The sequence below is a fragment of the Specibacter sp. BI4 genome, from assembly GCF_056680095.1.
The window spans coordinates 3,688,539-3,706,061 of the sequence record NZ_CM155265.1; the positions used below are offsets into that span (position 1 = coordinate 3,688,539).

At 63.9% G+C, this 17,523-nt stretch carries 14 protein-coding genes; 11 read left to right on the top strand and 3 right to left on the bottom strand.

Translation table 11 applies throughout. The annotated features are described in order from the left end of the window. Positions 1-62: 62 nt before the first annotated feature. The 7 genes from AC1L6K_RS16790 to AC1L6K_RS16820 all read left to right on the top strand — a co-directional run bounded on the left by AC1L6K_RS16790 (position 63) and on the right by AC1L6K_RS16820 (position 10,789). The gene (locus AC1L6K_RS16790; RefSeq protein WP_480949972.1) at positions 63-1,790 is read left to right on the top strand and encodes a DUF885 domain-containing protein; all 1,728 of its coding nucleotides are present in this window, start codon (positions 63-65) and stop codon (positions 1,788-1,790) included. A 127-nt stretch (positions 1,791-1,917) separates the two neighbouring features. Beyond that, complete coding sequence (locus tag AC1L6K_RS16795; RefSeq protein ID WP_480949973.1) at positions 1,918-3,363, top strand: dicarboxylate/amino acid:cation symporter; 1,446 nt, start codon at positions 1,918-1,920, stop codon at positions 3,361-3,363. Positions 3,364-3,573: 210 nt separating this feature from the next. Then, entirely contained in the window at positions 3,574-5,199 is a 1,626-nt protein-coding gene (locus AC1L6K_RS16800) for an IS1182 family transposase (RefSeq protein ID WP_480949974.1), read from the top strand. Positions 5,200-5,456: 257 nt separating this feature from the next. Continuing rightward, on the top strand, positions 5,457-5,837 hold the full coding sequence (locus AC1L6K_RS16805; protein ID WP_480949975.1) for a YbjQ family protein: 381 nt from the start codon (positions 5,457-5,459) through the stop codon (positions 5,835-5,837). 116 nt (positions 5,838-5,953) lie between these two features. Continuing rightward, entirely contained in the window at positions 5,954-6,643 is a 690-nt protein-coding gene (locus AC1L6K_RS16810) for a TetR/AcrR family transcriptional regulator (RefSeq protein WP_480949976.1), read from the top strand. A gap of 53 nt (positions 6,644-6,696) precedes the next feature. Further along, positions 6,697-9,363 (top strand): MMPL family transporter, encoded by a 2,667-nt coding sequence (locus AC1L6K_RS16815; protein ID WP_480949977.1) that lies wholly within the window; start codon positions 6,697-6,699, stop codon positions 9,361-9,363. A gap of 202 nt (positions 9,364-9,565) precedes the next feature. Next, positions 9,566-10,789, top strand: a complete 1,224-nt coding sequence (locus tag AC1L6K_RS16820; RefSeq protein ID WP_480949978.1) for a helix-turn-helix domain-containing protein — start codon at positions 9,566-9,568, stop codon at positions 10,787-10,789. A 56-nt stretch (positions 10,790-10,845) separates the two neighbouring features. Here the strand turns inward: AC1L6K_RS16820 and AC1L6K_RS16825 are convergent, their stop codons facing one another. Further along, on the bottom strand, positions 10,846-11,478 hold the full coding sequence (locus AC1L6K_RS16825; protein ID WP_480949979.1) for a hypothetical protein: 633 nt from the start codon (positions 11,476-11,478) through the stop codon (positions 10,846-10,848). A 766-nt stretch (positions 11,479-12,244) separates the two neighbouring features. Between AC1L6K_RS16825 and AC1L6K_RS16830 the strand changes: the two genes are divergently transcribed. Further along, the gene (locus AC1L6K_RS16830) at positions 12,245-13,189 is read left to right on the top strand and encodes a phosphotransferase (RefSeq protein WP_480949980.1); all 945 of its coding nucleotides are present in this window, start codon (positions 12,245-12,247) and stop codon (positions 13,187-13,189) included. Between the two features lie 71 nt (positions 13,190-13,260). Here AC1L6K_RS16830 and AC1L6K_RS16835 read toward each other — a convergent pair whose 3' ends face one another. Next, positions 13,261-13,629 (bottom strand): hypothetical protein, encoded by a 369-nt coding sequence (locus tag AC1L6K_RS16835; protein WP_480949981.1) that lies wholly within the window; start codon positions 13,627-13,629, stop codon positions 13,261-13,263. Positions 13,630-13,789: 160 nt separating this feature from the next. Between AC1L6K_RS16835 and exaC the strand changes: the two genes are divergently transcribed. From exaC to AC1L6K_RS16850, 3 genes are all read left to right on the top strand, one after another. Next, positions 13,790-15,313: an acetaldehyde dehydrogenase ExaC gene (exaC, locus tag AC1L6K_RS16840; protein WP_480949982.1), complete on the top strand. Its 1,524-nt coding sequence runs from the start codon at positions 13,790-13,792 to the stop codon at positions 15,311-15,313. A 137-nt stretch (positions 15,314-15,450) separates the two neighbouring features. After that, positions 15,451-16,461: an alcohol dehydrogenase AdhP gene (gene adhP, locus AC1L6K_RS16845; protein ID WP_480952808.1), complete on the top strand. Its 1,011-nt coding sequence runs from the start codon at positions 15,451-15,453 to the stop codon at positions 16,459-16,461. Between the two features lie 198 nt (positions 16,462-16,659). Next, on the top strand, positions 16,660-17,076 hold the full coding sequence (locus AC1L6K_RS16850) for a DUF779 domain-containing protein (protein WP_480949983.1): 417 nt from the start codon (positions 16,660-16,662) through the stop codon (positions 17,074-17,076). A 215-nt stretch (positions 17,077-17,291) separates the two neighbouring features. On the opposite strand, the gene AC1L6K_RS16855 is transcribed toward AC1L6K_RS16850, so the two are convergent. Next, a complete protein-coding gene (locus AC1L6K_RS16855; protein WP_480949984.1) occupies positions 17,292-17,429 on the bottom strand; it encodes a hypothetical protein in 138 nt (45 codons plus the stop codon). Between the last annotated feature and the right edge of the window lie 94 nt (positions 17,430-17,523).

Genomic DNA, 17,523 nt, shown 5'->3' on the forward strand with positions numbered 1-17,523 from the left:
GTCCCGCACGATGACCCCGGCCCTTGGACACGGGGCCGGGCGGGCCGAGTAGGCTCTTGACCATGACTTTGCCTGCGCAGCCCATTCGGGCCACCACTGCCATCGACCGGGTTGCCAACGACTACACCGAGACGTTGCTGGCGCTTGATCCCGCATTTGCCACCGAGCTGGGCCGGACCGGGCACGAGGGCGAGTACCGCGACCACTCCCCCGCGGGCTTGGAAGCCATGGCCCAGGCGGCCGCCGACACCCTCGCCGCCCTGGACGCGCTCGAGCCTGCCGACGACGTCGACAAGGTCACGCGGCATGCCATGAACGAGCGCCTGGGCCTGGACCTTGAGCTGCACGCGAGCGGCTGGCCGCTGGCTGATTTGAACAACATCGCCTCGCCCGCCCAGGAAATTCGGGCCATTTTCGATCTCATGCCCACCGCCACGGTCCAGGACTGGGAGCATGTCGCCACCCGGCTGGCCAACGTGCCGGGCGCCGTCGATGGTTACCTCGCCTCGCTCCGGGCAGGTGCAGCGCGCGGGCTCGTCGCGGCACGCCGCCAGGTCCTGACCGTCATCGAGCAGTGCGAGCGGCACGCCGCCCCCGGCGGATTCTTTGTTTCCCTGGCCCGCGATGCCGCCCTTGACGTACCTGGGACGACTGACGCGACTGACGCGCACGACGTCGACACGTCACTGCCAGCCGAACTCACCACTGCGCTGCTCGCCAATGCCGAGCTGGCGCGGGCGGCCTATGGCTCGCTGGTGGACTTTTTGCGCACGGAGCTGCTGCCTGTGGCGCCCACCGCCGATGCCGTGGGCCGGGAACGCTATGTGCTTGCGTCGAGGCTGTTCCTGGGCGCAGCAGTTGACCTGGAGGAAACGTACGCCTGGGGCGTGGCCGAGCTTGACCGCGTCATCGCCGAGCAGGAAGCCGTGGCCTCGGCCATCAAGCCCGGCGCCTCAGTTATGGACGCAAAGGCCCTGCTGAACGCAGATCCGGCCCGCCAATTGCAGGGCACGGATGCCTTGAAAGCGTGGATGCAGAAACTCTCGGATGCAGCCATGGCCGAACTGGCGGGCGACCAGTTCGACATCCCGGAGATCATGCGCCGGCTTGAGTGCCGCATCGCACCCACCCAGGACGGCGGTATCTACTACACCGGCCCGTCGGAGGATTTCTCCCGGCCGGGCCGCATGTGGTGGTCTGTCCCTGAGGGCGAAGACTCGTTCACCACGTGGGCCGAAACCACCACTGTTTACCACGAGGGCGTGCCGGGCCACCATTTGCAGGTTGCCACCGCGACCTACCAATCGGGGCTGCTGAACGACTGGCGGCGCAATGTCTGCTGGGTGTCGGGCCACGGCGAGGGTTGGGCCCTGTACGCTGAGCGGCTCATGGACGAGTTGGGCTATTTGTCCGATCCAGGCGACAAGATGGGCATGCTCGATGGGCAGCGCATCCGGGCAGCCCGTGTGGTCTTTGACATTGGCGTGCACCTGGAGCTGCCGATTCCGGCCCGCTGGGGAACCGGGGCCTGGACCGCCGAGAAGGGCCGCGACTTCCTGGCCCAAAATCTGGACCTTTCCGCCGGACAGCTGGACTTTGAGTTCCACCGCTACCTGGGCTGGCCGGGCCAGGCGCCGTCGTACAAGATTGGCCAGCGGCTCTGGGAAGAGATCAGGGACGCACTGGCAACGCGGGACGGATCCGCGTTTTCCCTGCGCGACTTTCACACCCGGGCACTCAATGTCGGTTCCGTGGGACTCGATTCCCTGAAGGTGGCCCTGTTGGACTGACCGGCCCGACCTTGGCATTTGAAACGGTCCGGCTTTGCGCCGGAACCCGTAACAATTGAATTTATTCAGCGTAATACAAGGAAATCTAAATTTCCGGGTGCTATTGTCCCCCGCCTAACGTTGACCCATGACTTCCACAGCAAACACTGCCAAAGTGTCGAAGCTGCCCAAATGGGCAAGCTCCTTTGGCGTTCAAATCATTGTCGCCCTCATCGCCGGGCTTGTTCTCGGCCTGATCGCCCGCCAGCTCGGCGGCGATCCCGAAACCGACCCCAACGGCCTGGTCACCACCCTGGACACCATTGGCTCCAGCTATGTCTCGATCTTGAAGGCGGCCGTGGTGCCGTTGATTTTCACCGCAGTGGTCTCCTCGATCGCCAACCTCCGTGAGGTCACCAACGCGGCACGATTGGCGTGGAACACACTGCTCTGGTTCGCCATCACCTCGCTGATCGCCGTGACCATTGGCATCGTGCTGGGCTCCGTGTTCCAGCCCGGAGCCGGCACAGGAACGGCAACACCGAAGGAATACACAGGCAAGTCGGGTGACTGGTGGTCATTCCTGATCGGCTTGTTCCCTTCCAACTTCCTGGGCCTGAGCGCCTCGACGAAGACCGACGATTCGGGTGCACTGTCCACGAGCGTCAGCTTCAACGTGTTGCAGATCCTGGTCATCGCCATTGTGGTTGGCATTGCGGCGCTGAAGGTCGGCAAGGCGGCCGATCCGTTCCTCAAGCTCAACGGTTCAGCCCTGGCCGTCATCCAAAAAGTCCTGTGGTGGATCATCCGCCTCGCCCCGATCGGCACTGTCGGTTTGATCGGCAACGCCGTGGCCAGCTACGGCTGGACCACGATTGGTTCGCTGGGCAAGTTCACTGTGGCCATCTATGTTGGGCTGGCCCTGGTCATGTTCATCGTGTACCCGGTGCTCGTCAAGAGCCACGGACTGTCCATCAAGCAGTACTTCTCAGGTGTCTGGCCGGCAGTTCAGCTGGGCTTCGTCTCCCGCTCCTCCATCGGCACCCTGCCGCTGACCCAGCGCGTCACCGAACGCAACCTGGGCGTGCCCCGCGCCTACGCATCCTTTGCCGTGCCGTTGGGTGCAACCACCAAGATGGACGGTTGCGCCGCCATCTACCCGGCCATCGCAGCCATCTTCGTGGCACAGTTCTTCGGCATCCAGTTGGACCTGGGCCAGTACCTGCTCATTGTCCTGGTCTCGGTTTTGGGTTCCGCCGCCACCGCCGGAACAACTGGCGCCGTCGTCATGCTCACACTGACGTTGTCCACGCTGGGACTGCCGCTGGCCGGCGTCGGGCTCCTGCTCGCCGTTGACCCGATCGTCGACATGGGCCGCACCGCCCTGAACGTGGCAGGCCAGGCACTGGTGCCCACCATTGTGGCCAAGCGCCAGGGCATCCTGGACGAGGAGCTGTACAACGCTCCCCGCAACGGCAATCCGTTCGCGGACGACGCCGACGACCTCCTCGCCGGCTTGAACACAGCCGACGACGCAAGTGGCGTGGACGGCACCAACGCAGTGGACCCGAACCGGGAACCCGCCACCGCCTGACCGCCGGGCCTGCCCAACCCGGCAGGCCCCAGCCTGTGGAAACTCATGACAAGTCCCGTCCCGGGGCGGCCAACAAGCCGCCGGGGCGGGACTTTGTGTTCTCTCCCGCCCCGGCTTCTGCACCGTATGATGCCTAGGACGCTGCTGATTAATTTGGGTGGTTAAGGCGCGCCTCCGTGGTTTTTGGTGGGAGTCGTTAAGACTTGATACATGCAGGGTATTGAGGTCGCGCAGCGCGGATTTTTGGATGTGGAGGCATTGGCTGGGGAGTTGCTGGCCCCGGGCAGTGCCTTCGCGTTTTTGGCGGAGCATCGGGGCCGGTTGTTTCCGGATTCAATGATGGAGGACTTGTTTCCCTCCCGCCGCGGACGCCCCTCGGTGCCGGCGTCGGTGATTGGTTCGGTCTTGGTGCTGCAGGCGTTGGAAGGCCTCTCGGACCGGGGCACGGCCGAGGCATTGACGTACGATCTGCGGTGGAAGGCAGCCTGTGGGTACGGGTTGAACGAGACCGCGTTCCACCACACCACGTTGACGTATTGGCGCAAACGCCTGGCGACAAGTGAGCGTCCGCACCGGATCACCGAGGCCGTTTTCGAGATCATTCAGGAAACTGGTGTGTTGGCTGGTAAACGCCGCCGCGCCCTGGATTCCACCGTGTTGGATGATGCGGTGGCCAGGCAAGACACCATCACGCAGTTGATAGCCGGCATCCGCCGCTTCGGCCGTGACGTCCCTGATGGGGCCACGTTGCTGGCAACCCATGCCACCGGCTATGACTACACCCGTGCGGGAAAGCCGGATATCGCCTGGGATGACCGGGACGCGAAAGACGCTTTGGTTTCGGCCCTGGTCACCGACGCCCTGGCGCTACTCGGCGCGGTTGATCCGGAAGCCTTGGAGGGCAAGGCCCATGAGCGCTATGCGTTATTGGCCTTGATCGCTGGCCAGGATGTGGAACCGGGCGAGGGCTCCGATGGTACAGACGGGCGGTGGCGGATTGCCCGGCGCGTGGCTAAGGACCGGATCATTTCCATTGTTGACCCCGAAGCCAGGCACGCCCACAAGTCCCGGGCGGCCTTGCGGGACGGGTACAAGGCCCACATCGTGGCCGAGCCTGAAACGGGCCTGTTCACTAACGCTGCCATCACCAAGGCCGGCGGGGCTGGCTCCGGCGACGCCGAGGCCGGGATCACCTTGCTCGCTACAGATCCTTCCCTTCCCGCCACCGCTGATGACAACACCACTGGTGGCGGCCAACCCCGTGCTGTTGGGGATGGTGGGGGTGAGGATATTCAGGTTCTTGGGGATTCTGCCTACGGTTCCGGAGACATGCTTGAGGCCTTGGAAACGGCCGGGCACCAAGCCGTGGTGAAGCCCAAGCCGTTGCGCCCGGCCGTGCCCGGGGGTTACCTCCTGGATGACTTCGCCTACGACCCGGAGAACGGGACGCTGACCTGCCCGAACCAGGTCGTGCGGCGGATCAGTCCGAAGGGAAACGTGAACTTTGGGGCAGCCTGCAAGGAGTGTCCTTTGCGGGATATCTGCACGACAGCGAAGAAGGGCCGCAAGGTTGTCATTACCGAACATCACGGACGCCAACGCGCCCACCGGGCCGCCGCGAAGGACCCGGACTTCCAGCATGACTACCGGAAATACCGGCCCATGATCGAGCGCGGCGTCGCCTGGCTCGTCGCGGGAAACAGCCGGCGCCTGCGCTACATCGGCGTTGTGAAGAACCATGCCTGGATCCAGGCCCGCATTGCCGGATTGAACCTGAAACGACTCCTGAACTTAGGCCTGACCGCCAATAATGAGGGCTGGTCCCTGGCCCAATAAGGAGTCAGGGGAGCCAGCCCCAGACACCGCCTGCAGTGGCGATCAGATCCCGCCTCAGCGGCCATGAAGGCACCACGAAACCAAGAAACCTGTCCCGAGAAAACCCGCCACCAACGCAGAAATGGCCGGCCCGGATGCCAAAACATCCGAACCAGCCACCCAAATAGCGCTTAGTTCAGCAACGTCCTAGGACAGAAGCAAAAGCATCGGGCCGCGGCCATTGATCCCGCTCGAGCCGCCATGAGAAAAGGACAGCAATGATCATCGTTACCACCAACGACCTCCCCGGCTACAAGATTGATGCCATATTTGGCGAGGTCATGGGCCTGACCGTCCGCTCGCGGCACATTGGCGCCCAGTTCACCGCCAGCTTTCGCTCGCTTGGCGGCGGTGAACTGCCGGAAATGACCAAGGCGCTTTACGAGAGCCGGCAGGAAGTGGTGGCCCGCATGGTCACCGAAGCCCAGTCCAAGGGCGCCAACGCCATTGTTGCCGCCCGCTTCGACACCTCGGAAATGGGCGGCAACTGGACAGAAGTCTGCGCCTACGGCACCGCAGTCTTCGCGATCCCGCTGGGCGAGGGACAGCCCGGAGCCACGGGCCAGTCCATCTACCTGTCCCAAAACCCGCAGGGCTGACCCCCGCCGCGCAGTGTCCCGCCCACAGGACACTGCGCGGCGGGCATCCGCCGGGCCTCCCCGAACCACCACGGACTAGTTTGCACTAAGTGCAAACTTGCACTTAGTGTAGTCATGTGAGTATTTCTGCAAATCCCCCCTCTGTGCATCGCCCCTCGTCGGAACAGGTGCCAACAGCTCCGGCCCCGGAAGCGCCGGCTCCGGCAACACAGCCTTCCCGCCGCGAGCTGAACAAGGCTGCCACCCGCGAGGCCATCGCCTCAGCCGCCTTGGATTACCTGCGCACCGGAGACCTGAACTCCTTCACTGTCGACGACGTTGCCGCCGCCGCGGGCATCTCCCGGCGCACCTTTTTCAACTACTTTTCCTCCGTCGAAGCGGCAGTGGCCAGCTTCACCCAGAACTACCTTGACCAGGTCATCATCGAGCTGGAAGCCCGGCCGGCCGACGAGCCGGTGCTCGTATCCGCCCAGATCGCCCTCTCTGCCGTTGGCAGCGCCCGCGACCTGGCCATACTGGCCGAAACGTTTGCCCTGACCCAGGACCCCCAGCTGGGCCGCTTCCAGCTCCAGGCCTGGGAAGAGTGCAGCCTTAAGATCACCGAGGTTGCCAGGCAGCGCCTCCCCCCGGGCACCGACGAGCTTTATCTGTTTGCGCTGGTGGGCGCCGTGACAGGCAGCTGCCGCGCCGCATTCCAGGTCTGGTTCCAGACACACGGAACGACCATCACGCCAGAGACGTTGGCTGACTTGCGCAACTTTCTCGAACGCACCATCTCCCACATCCGCAACGGTTTCAACAGCTAGATTTTTTCCTGCCTGGGCCCGCCCGCTCAGGCTTCATACAGAATGGATTCATCATGGCCCTTTGGCTCTATAAACTGGGACGGTTCTCCGCCCGACGCGCATGGCTGGTGATTGCCGCCTGGGCCGTCATCATGGGCCTGGTGGGCGGCGCGGCAGCATTGTTCATGGGCCCCATGTCCAACAACTTCCAGATCCCCGGCACCGAAACCCAGCAGATGGCGGACAAGCTCCAGGCCGATCTGCCTGAAGCGTCCGGCGGCACTGGCTCCGTCGTGTTCACCAGCACCAACGATGAACCGTTCACGGCCAGCCAGAAGCAGGACATCACAGCCGCTCTGGAAACCGTGACAACGGTTCCCACCGTCAAGGGCGTCATCGACCCCTTCCTGACCACTGCACAAAAGGAAGCCGGCGCTGCCCAGCTGGCCGACGGTGCCAAGCAGTTGGCTGCCGGCGAGGCACAGGCCGCCGAGGGACAGCCGGCCCTGGACGCCGCAGCCAAGGAATTGGCCGATGGGAAGGCCCAGCTGGACGCCGGCCAGGCCCAGATCGACACCCAAAAAGCCCAGATCGCAGGCCTGCCGGCAACTTCACCGCAGGCCGCGGCGGCCACCGCCCAGATCACGGCGGCGCAGGAACAGCTGGATGCCCAGAAGGCCCAGTGGCAGGCCGGCCAAGACCAGTATGAGGCAGGCAAGGCGGAGTTCGACGCCGGGCAGGCCACCTTGGCTGCGAAGAAGGCCGAGCTCGTGGCCGGCCAGCGCGCCTCCGACGCCGCTGCCGCGGTGCTCTTTGTCTCTGAAAACAACAAGGCAGCCATCGGCCAGATCCAGTTCACCGAGTCGATGAATGCTGTGACCCCGGAGAACCGGCAGCTGGTCCAGGACAAGCTGAACACCCTGGATTCCAGCGGCGTGACTGTCTCCTACAGCAAGGAAATCGTCGAGGACGTCTCCTCCTTGTTCGGAGTGTCCGAGGTGGTTGGCATCGCCGTGGCAGCCGCAGTGCTGTTGATCATGTTGGGGACCTTTGTCGCCGCCGGCCTGCCCCTGCTGATGGCCATTGTCGGCGTTGGTATCGGCGTGGGCGGCACCATGGCGTTGACAACAGTCATTGAAATGTCCTCCATTTCACCCATGCTGGCCTTGATGCTGGGCCTGGCCGTGGGCATCGACTACTCCCTGTTCATCGTCAACAGGCACCGGCAGCAGCTGCTGGCGGGCATGGACATGCGCGAATCCATTGCCAAGGCCACGGGCACCTCCGGAAACGCCGTCACCTTTGCCGGGCTGACAGTTGTCATCGCACTCGCGGCCCTCTCGGTCACCGGGCTGCCGTTCCTTGCCATCCTCGGCCTGGCCGCAGCCGCGACTGTCGCCATCTCGGTGTTGATTGCCCTGACCCTGACCCCGGCCCTGCTGTCGCTGATCGGCACTAAGATCATCGCCAAAAAGGCATGGGCCAAGAATGCCCTCGCAACCGCGAAACACCATGCCACCCTTGTGGGCATGAACGACGGCGAGCGGGCCGCCGCGGACGACGCCGCCGACATTGCCCGCAGTGCGCGTGGCTGGGGCGGGCTTGTCACCAGGCACCCGGTCGTTTCCCTCATCACAGCGGTTCTGGCCCTGGTCGTCATTGCCATTCCGGCCACCGGCCTGCGGCTCGCCCTGCCCGACGGCGGTTCCGAACCTGTCGATTCCAGCGCCTACCAGGCGTACTCCATCACCGGAGAGAACTTCGGCGAGGGCATGAACGGGCCCATCATTGTCGTCGGTTCACTGCCCGCCGGGCTGGACGAGGCTGGCGCCACGGCGTTGAACCTGGATGTGGCCGACCAGCTGCGCGGGGTCCCCAACGTCAAGGCCGCCATCCCCGTCATGGTCAGCAAAGACCTTCGCACCGCCGTGTACCAGGTCATCCCCACCGAGGGCCCGGCCAGTGAAAGCACCGTCCAGGTAATCCACGACCTGCGCTCGGAAGGCTCCACCATCGAGGCTGGGCACAACGTCACCATCGGGCTGACCGGCCAAACAGCCGCGAACGTCGATGTCTCGGAAAAGCTTGGAGCCGCGCTGCCCCCGTACCTGGCCATCGTCGTCGGACTTTCATTGCTGCTGCTGATCCTGGTGTTCCGCTCCATCCTGGTGCCATTGCTGGCCACCGCGGGCTTCCTGCTCTCACTGGTTGCTGCGTTTGGCGGCGTGGTTGCCGTGTACCAGTGGGGCTGGCTCGGCGGGATCTTCGATGTCGCGAATCCGGCGGCCGTGCTGAGTTTCCTGCCCATCATTTTGATCGGCGTGCTGTTCGGCCTGGCCATGGATTACCAGGTGTTCATTGCGTCGGGCATGCGTGAGGCCTACGCCCACGGGCAGGAGGCCAAGCAGGCGGTGCGGACCGGGTTCAAGCATGCCGCACCGGTTGTCACGGCGGCCGCGATCATCATGATCAGCGTGTTCTCCGGCTTCATTTTCTCGCACCTGACAATGGTCCGCCCGCTCGGCTTTGCGCTGGCATTCGGAGTGCTTGTCGACGCGTTCGTTGTGCGCATGACCATCGTGCCGGCAGCCATGCACCTGCTCGGCAAGTCGGCCTGGTGGATTCCAAAATGGTTGGACAAGATCCTGCCGGATGTCGACGTGGAAGGCGCCAAGCTGGAAACCTTGTCAACACCCGCTGGTGCGGCAACCCCGGTCAGGGAGCCGGAACCCGCCATCTAGCCGGGAGGCGGGCAGACGGAAACGCCGGGAGGCGGGCAGCGCTTCGGCATTGCCCGCCTTCCGGCGTTTGAGGATGCCCCGGCGGGGTGCACTATGCTGGTGAGCCACGGCACACAGTTGGGATCTGCGCCGCCAGCACCCGCGCCGAGGTTAAGGAGAAGCCATCACGCCGACACATCCGCTTCTTGACAATCTCCCGGCGATGCGCCCCCTGGTGCGTGACTCGTGGCAGCGGTCCCTGCAGTCGTTGGCTACCCCGGCCGGCCTCACGTCCGCCAGCATTGAACCGCCGGTCGTGTGGGAAAGCCGTGAGTTGGCTCAATTGCGCCGCGACCACCCGCTGGCCGCCATCATGCCTGTCATCACGAAACTGCTTGTCCAGCCCAGCCACGACACCGGCCTGCTGGTTGCCGTCGGCGACGAGCACGGCCGGCTGCTGTGGGTCGAGGGCGACTCCGCTGCCCGCCGCAACGGTGAGAACATCAACTTCGCCACGGGCGCCGACTGGTCCGAAGCCGCGGCGGGCACCAGCGCACCGGGCACGGCACTGGTCCTGGGCAAGAGCGTGCAAATTGTGGGACAGGAACACTTCAATCCGGCGGTCCACTCGTGGAGTTGCACGGCAGTTCCGGTGCACGACCCCGACTCCGGGTCGGTCCTGGGCATCGTGGACATCACCGGCGGCCCCGAAGCCGTTGGCGCCAACACGCTCTCGCTGGTACAGGCCTCGGTGGCCGCCGCGGAGGCCCATCTGCGCATCCAGCGCCTGGAGCGCCGCGCGGACCTTCGGAGTGTTTCCGGCACGACCGGCCGGGTTCCGGGGACTGCAGGCAAGCCGCTGTACCGCGACAGCCTGCAGATCCTTGGCCGCGACCAGGGCCTGCTGCACGTTGCCGGAGAGGCCGTGACGCTCAGCGAACGGCACACCGAAATCCTTGCCGTGCTGGCCCTGCATCCCGACGGCCTCAACGCCGGGGAGCTCACCGACAAGGTCTACCCGGAAGGCACCTCGCTGACGAGCATCCGGGCCGAGATGGTGCGGCTGCGCAAGTTGCTTCTGTCCGTCGCGCCGACGCTTGTCCCCGATTCCCGCCCGTACAGGCTCCCCCGCACGCTCGTGGTGGATGCCGAGCAGGTGCGCAACTACCTTGACCGTGGAGCGCACCGCCTGGCCCTGAACATCTACCGGGGCGAGGTCATGCCCCGCTCCCTGGCCCCTGCCATCGAGGGCCTCCGCAACCGGGTCGCGGTCCAGCTCCGCGAAGCCATCCTCAACGACGCCAGTCCCGAGGTGCTGCTGGCCTACCTGCGCCTTCCCGAGGCCGCGGACGACGTCGAAGCCTGGCGCACAGCCCTGCGCCTCCTGCCGCCGCGCTCACCCAAGCGGTCCGCCGTGGTAGCCCACGTGGAGGCGCTGGAGGGATAGACCGCCGGGTGGGCGGCAAGCCTTGGCCAATTCCTCCCGCCAGCTGGCGTTTCCAATTAGTTGGAGTTTCCGACGATGAATTCCAGGACCTGATCCGCAATTTTCCGGTCCACTCCGATTTCCTTGGCCAGCAGTTCGACTGCTTCGTCCCTTTTCCCTGCCGATGCCAAGGCGCCGACCCGCTCCGTCAATTCCACTGAGATTGTCGAGGAGCTTTCCGAGTAGGTGGTACCAACGGGGACTGGCGGCTCCTCCGATTGGATTGTCCCCACGGGGCCGGGGTGGACGGTTCCGGCAGGACCGTAATCGGAAGTTCCGGCAGGACCGCCGGTGCGTGTGGTCGCTGACCAAAGGGGCGTGGTCGTCACTTCCTCGAAGGTCTGCGAAACGCTCAGCTGTCCGTGGGTGTGCGCGTTCACCAGAGTGGACATGTCCCGCGCCAGGCGTTCGGCTGCTTCGCTGCCGCCCGGGATGGTGCCGGTGAACGTGACGGAGGATGGCGCCGTCGGGCCTCCACCATCCCCGCGGGGAGTGTCAAAGGTGGGCTGGTAGGTCGACTTGGCGGCCGCCTGGTACACCTTGGCCTGCCCGTCCTGACTCTTGGTCTTGCCACCCTTTGGCCGGAGCCACTGCGCCCAGATCAGGGAAACGGCGGCCACAATGAGCAAAGAAATAACTACAAATTCCATGCCTTCATCCTAACCATGCCCGTTTTTTAGGGTGGAGCGCAGGCCGGGCCACAACCATGCGGCGTCAGGCACCTTGGCGCCGTCTTTTACTGCCTGGCCGGCACAGGCCACGCCGAGTCAACAGCCATCAGCTTCGTGGAACATGATGGAGCCATGGCCAGTCAACAGAACAAGAGACCAGTTCAGTTCCCCACCAAAGGGGCAATTCTCACCGTATTACTCGTCCTCGGTTCGTCTCTCACCGGGTCCGCTCAAAATTCCGGGTACCAAGGCTCCCCGACAGCTACTGCTGGAGAAGCGCAGGACTCTTTCCCGCTTGCGGGAGGCGAGGGCACCGGCGCCCCATTCCCGGATGGGAATCGGTCCTGATTGTCTGTCCTTACACTGACACGGATCTGATCCAAGAACCGTTCACCAAGCATGTCCGGAATCTTGACACTGGGTCGGCGGATTCGCTGCAGTGGCTGTTCTTTTCCGGCAAAGACAGTGTCGGTCGTATTTCAGTGGAAAGGTAGGCTGTCGATTTTTGCCAAGGCGAGACTCACCCTGCGGCGTCCGAAAACGACCACACCTGGACAGCAGAAAAGGGTCACGGAGCATGGGTAATGACTCCGGCCACGGATTGGGCTTCCGTCGTCAAGGCCAGCCTCCCGCTCAAGGACCTGCCTGCGGAGCAGTAGAAAATGCCGCATCAGAGAGTCATGGCCAACCTTGGAACCAGCCGCAGCGTCCCTGTTTGTAGAATCAAATGATGGTGTCGAGATCAATGTCCGTTGAAGTTGAGGCGTGGTGTTTTCGCGTGCTCGGCCGCGGCAGCCTCACATCGTTGCGTGCCGAAGTTGGTGGTCAAATGTCTCATCAGTTCCGCTACGACTCCGACGAGCGGGGCACTATTGCCGTCAAAGTCCGGTCTGATTCCACCGACAGGATCAGCCGATGCCTTCAACTTCAGCGCATTGCGGAGGATGCTGGCTTCCCCTGCGCCCGGCCGCTGACCGGTGCCGAGCTACTCGGACCGGATTTGGTAGTGAGTGCTGAGATGTGGCTTCCCGGCGGTGAAATGCACTCTGGTGGAGATGTTTCCTTTGCCGACCGGTCCGCCAAACTCTTGGCGAACCTGATGGGAATTCTTGAAACACAGCCTCCCACCGGACTTGGCGCACCGCCTCCATGGATGCACTGGAATCCTCCAACGGGTGGCTTGTGGCCAACAAATCCAGCGGTTGACGACATGGACGAAAACCTTGTCCCTGAGCACGTGAACACTATTGCCCGTGCCGTTTCGAAACGACTGGCACAAGGAGTTTTACCCCTGGTTGTCGGGCACGGTGACTGGGAAAGCCAAAATCTTCGCTGGCAAGGGGCTCACCCATGGGCGGTCCACGATTGGGACAGCCTCGTCACCCTTCCGGAGGCGGCTATTGTCGGAGCAGCATCCGGCGCCTTTGCCAGTACCGCCATCCCAACGCTGGCAACCATCGAAAGCTCGGAAAAATTCATCGCCTCCTACCAGCAGGCGCGCGATAGAGCGTTTACCCCGGAGGAGCGAGAGGTTGCCTGGGCCGCGAGCCTGTGGCCAGCGCTGCATAACGCCCGCGGTGAAAGTCTCTTCCAATCCCCGCCCGTCGCGCTGGGTGCGCTCACCTGGCAGGCACCGGAACGACTTCAACGCGCCGGCGTCTTGGAAAGCCTCCCTTGTGAGAGGCGCTAAACATCCAGCGGACTGTGATTCTTAGCTGGAATGACTGACGAGCAAGTTTGTTTGGCCCACGCCTACAGGGATTACGGCCGGGGCGCTGGCGCACATTGCTTGGCTGCCGTCCGTCCGAGCAGCCCCAGGAGCAGGCCACCTACGAACACCACCAAGAGGCACAGCACCGGGACATTGGCTTGGAAGGAAGCGGCGAATTCAATTTCATCGGACCGGACCCCGCCGTCATTCCACGGCTCGCGGGTCAAGTCCCACAGGGACCAGAGCTTCACACTCACCCACGTCAGGGCGAGGCTGACTGCACCGACGGCACCCAAGTAGACATTCCACGCCCGCACGCTCGCCATCGCGCGCAGGAGGAGGCAGCCGGCCAGCAGAATTCCCGCAGTTACGGCAACCGCCAGCACCATCAGGACCTTGATCCATGTTTCATTTTCCATGCCTCGAGCCTAGCGCCCACCCCAGGCACCAACCCGCCTGAGCAGCCAGGCTTCCGCCCGGGATAGTGTGATCCAGCTCATGCAACGTGGTTGCAACGTTGCTGCCCGTACGCTTCGAGGCAAGGACGCAGATGTCCCCCACCGCAAAGGAGTTCAAACAATGGCTGTTTATGCACAACCCGGTACCGACGGTTCAAAGGTCACCTTCAAGGACCGCTACGAAAACTGGATCGGCGGCGAATGGGTGGCTCCCGTCAAGGGCGAATACTTTGAGAACATCACGCCCGTCACCGGCAAGGTTTTCTGCGAGGTGGCCCGCGGCACGGCAGAGGACATCGAGTTGGCACTCGACGCCGCACACAAGGTGGCACCGAGCTGGGGTGCGACCTCAGCCACCGAACGCGCAGCCGTCCTGAACAAGATCGCCGACAGGATTGATGAAAACGTCGAACTGCTCGCCGTCGCCGAAACCTGGGACAACGGCAAGGCCATCCGCGAGACGCTCAACGCCGACATCCCCCTCGCGGCAGACCACTTCCGCTACTTCGCCTCGGTCGTCCGCGCCCAGGAAGGCAGCCTGACCCAGATCGACGAGAACACCACGGCCTACCACTTCCACGAGCCGCTCGGCGTGGTCGGGCAGATCATCCCGTGGAACTTCCCCATCCTGATGGCCGTCTGGAAGTTGGCGCCGGCACTTGCTGCAGGCAACGCCGTCGTGCTTAAACCGGCCGAACAGACACCTGCCTCCATCCTGGTGCTCATGGAACTGCTCTCCGACATCCTGCCGGCAGGCGTCATCAACGTCGTGAACGGCTTCGGCGTGGAAGCCGGCAAGCCGCTCGCCTCCAGCAAGCGCATCCGCAAGATTGCGTTCACCGGCGAGACCACCACGGGCCGACTCATCAGCCAGTACGCGTCCCAGAACCTGATCCCGGTCACGCTGGAGCTCGGCGGCAAGAGCCCCAACATCTTCTTTGACGACGTCATCGACAAGGATGACGCCTTCTACGACAAGGCACTCGAGGGCTTCACCCTCTACGCCTTCAACCAGGGCGAGGTCTGCACGTGCCCGTCGCGCGCACTCGTGCAGGAATCCATGTACGAGAAGTTCATGGCCGACGCAATTGCCCGCACCGAGGCGATCATCCAGGGCAACCCGCTCGACACCGACACCCAGATTGGGGCACAGGCGTCCAACGACCAGCTCGAGAAGATCCTGTCCTACATGGACATTGGCAAGCAGGAAGGCGCCAAGCTGCTCACCGGCGGCGAGCGCAACATCCTGCCCGGGGACCTGGCCGGCGGCTACTACGTCAAGCCCACCATTTTCGAGGGCACCAATGACATGCGCATCTTCCAGGAGGAGATCTTCGGCCCCGTCCTGGCGGTGACGAAGTTTGACGACTACGCCGACGCCCTCCACATCGCGAACGACACACTCTACGGCCTCGGTGCCGGCGTGTGGTCGCGCAACGGCAACGTGGCGTACCGGGCGGGCCGGGAGATCCAGGCCGGGCGTGTGTGGGTCAACAACTACCACGCCTACCCCGCCGGAGCTGCGTTTGGCGGCTACAAGTCCTCGGGCATCGGCCGCGAAAACCACGCCATGATGCTGGACCACTACCAGCAGACCAAGAACCTGCTTGTCAGCTACAGCGAGGACAAGCTGGGCTTCTTCTAAACCAACGGGAAACGCACTCTCATTAGCGGGTCGTTTTTGGCCAACGCTCGCTCATTAGTTCCACCCGCGACGCCGGGCACCCGCCCCGGGTGCCCGGCGCACATTCATCACGTTCAAAGGAGAACCACATGTCTACGATGCAAGCAGTAGTTGTTAAGGAATTTGGCGCCACCCTTGTTGTCGAGGAATACCCGCTGCCCACCCCCGGCCCCGGACAGGCGCTGGTCAAATTGATTTCCAGCGGCGTCTGCCACACCGACCTGCACGCCGTCGAGGGCGACTGGCCCGTCAAGCCGAGCCCGCCGTTCGTGCCCGGCCACGAAGGCGTGGGCGATGTCGTGGCCTTGGGCGAGGGCGTCACCTCCCTCGCCGTGGGCGACCGTGTGGGCAATGCCTGGCTGTGGACCGCGTGTGGCGACTGTGAATACTGCCGCACTGGCTGGGAGACCTTGTGCGAGTCCCAGCAAAACGGCGGCTACAGCGTTGACGGCTCCTTCGGCGAATACATGCTCGTTGACGCCGAGTTTGCCCCGCGCATCCCGGACGGCGCAGACCCCGTGGAGATCGCCCCGGTGCTGTGTGCCGGTGTCACGGTATATAAGGGACTGAAGATGACTGAGGCCCGCCCGGGCCAATGGGTTGTCATCTCCGGCATCGGCGGGCTCGGCCACATCGCCGTCCAGTACGCCGTGGCCATGGGCCTGCGCGTCGCAGCCGTCGACATTGCTGAGGACAAACTGGCACTGGCCCGCAAGCACGGCGCCGAAATCACTGTCAACGCCCGCGACGAGGATCCGGTGGCGGCCGTCCAGCGCGAGACCGGCGGCGTCCACGGCGTGCTCGTCACAGCCGTCCACCCGGCAGCGTTCGGCCAGGCGATCGGCATGACCCGCCGCGGCGGCACCATCGTGTTCAACGGACTGCCCCCGGGCGACTTCCCGGCACCCATCTTTGAGGTGGTGCTCAAGGGCCTGACCATCCGCGGCTCAATCGTGGGCACCCGCCAGGACATGGAGGAAGCCATCGACTTCTACGCCCGCGGCCTGATCCACCCCACGGTCTCCACCCGTTCGCTTGGCGAAATCAATGAAGTGCTCGACGAAATGCGCGCCGGCAAAATCGACGGACGCGTCGTCATCAAGTACTAGCCCTTGCCGTAAATGGTCGCAGGCCTGCGAGTGCCCCGCGGCGGGGCCCTCGGGCGTGTGGGCCCCATTCACCGGCTCCCAACTTTCCCGGGAACGACGGCGGCAGCTCACCTGCCCAGCGCCAACAACTCCCCGGTTCCGGGCCGTACTCCCTTTCGGCCCGGAACCGGGATCCACCCTTAACTAAGGAGCAGTTCCATGGACGCTATTCCCGATGCCTTGGACGCGGCCATCACCATCGAGGGCGAGACACAGTCCCGGGTGGCGTTGTCCGCCATGGCCGTGGAACTGCTGCAAAAAATGTGGGTCAGGCACGGTCCGTTGATGTTCCACCAGTCGGGCGGCTGCTGCGACGGGTCCTCCCCCATGTGCTACCCGGCGGGCGATTTCATCACCGCAGAGGCCGACATCCTGCTGGGGCGTTTTGAGTTGCCGGAATGCGGTCCGCTGGATTTTTGGATGTCCAGGGAACAGTTCAACTATTGGTCACACACCCACCTGACAGTGGATGTGGTTGACGGACGCGGCAGCGGCTTCTCCGTTGAGGCCCCGGAAGGAAAGCGGTTTTTGATCCGTTCCCGGCTGGTGGAGGGTTTCGTTCCTGCTGCCGGCTAGGGCTCCTTCGAAAATCCCGACACTTGGGCTGCTGAAGGGGAGTTACTTACGGTTGCGCTTTGACTGCTGCCGCTTCTGCACAATGACAGCCACTACGGCCACAACGATGGCCCCGGCCATGGCGATTTCCATATCGCATCCTTTCCTTGATTCCAACGGTAAGCCAGCCCCCAGCATAGGCGAGACGGGCCGGCGTCGTGCTTGGCACGCAGAAGTCAGGGTTTGCGGGCCTCGATCAGGAAGCGTGTGGTGGTGGCGGAGAACTTGCCGTCGGGCTCGATGATTGCGTGCAGTTCCCGCAATTTGCCCTGGTGCGCCTCCACGGTGAAGCCCGGCACCATCCAGATGACCATGCGTAAGAGGTAGGTGACGGCGCCATGTCGTAAAAATCGGTGCGCAGTGAGGCCGTCTGCACACTGGTAATTTCCAGTCCGGCGTCAGGGGCTG

Bases quoted from the DNA above. Each gene is read 5' to 3' on its own strand.
- AC1L6K_RS16830 (WP_480949980.1), top strand. From the start codon at position 12,245: ATGTCCGTTGAAGTTGAGGCGTGGTGTTTTCGCGTGCTCGGCCGCGGC.
- AC1L6K_RS16835 (WP_480949981.1), bottom strand. From the start codon at position 13,629: ATGGAAAATGAAACATGGATCAAGGTCCTGATGGTGCTGGCGGTTGCC.
- AC1L6K_RS16815 (WP_480949977.1), top strand. From the start codon at position 6,697: ATGGCCCTTTGGCTCTATAAACTGGGACGGTTCTCCGCCCGACGCGCA.
- AC1L6K_RS16795 (WP_480949973.1), top strand. From the start codon at position 1,918: ATGACTTCCACAGCAAACACTGCCAAAGTGTCGAAGCTGCCCAAATGG.
- AC1L6K_RS16850 (WP_480949983.1), top strand. From the start codon at position 16,660: ATGGACGCTATTCCCGATGCCTTGGACGCGGCCATCACCATCGAGGGC.
- AC1L6K_RS16855 (WP_480949984.1), bottom strand. From the start codon at position 17,429: ATGGTCATCTGGATGGTGCCGGGCTTCACCGTGGAGGCGCACCAGGGC.
- AC1L6K_RS16825 (WP_480949979.1), bottom strand. From the start codon at position 11,478: ATGGAATTTGTAGTTATTTCTTTGCTCATTGTGGCCGCCGTTTCCCTG.
- adhP (WP_480952808.1), top strand. From the start codon at position 15,451: ATGCAAGCAGTAGTTGTTAAGGAATTTGGCGCCACCCTTGTTGTCGAG.
- AC1L6K_RS16800 (WP_480949974.1), top strand. From the start codon at position 3,574: ATGCAGGGTATTGAGGTCGCGCAGCGCGGATTTTTGGATGTGGAGGCA.
- AC1L6K_RS16790 (WP_480949972.1), top strand. From the start codon at position 63: ATGACTTTGCCTGCGCAGCCCATTCGGGCCACCACTGCCATCGACCGG.
- exaC (WP_480949982.1), top strand. From the start codon at position 13,790: ATGGCTGTTTATGCACAACCCGGTACCGACGGTTCAAAGGTCACCTTC.
- AC1L6K_RS16805 (WP_480949975.1), top strand. From the start codon at position 5,457: ATGATCATCGTTACCACCAACGACCTCCCCGGCTACAAGATTGATGCC.
- AC1L6K_RS16820 (WP_480949978.1), top strand. From the start codon at position 9,566: ATGCGCCCCCTGGTGCGTGACTCGTGGCAGCGGTCCCTGCAGTCGTTG.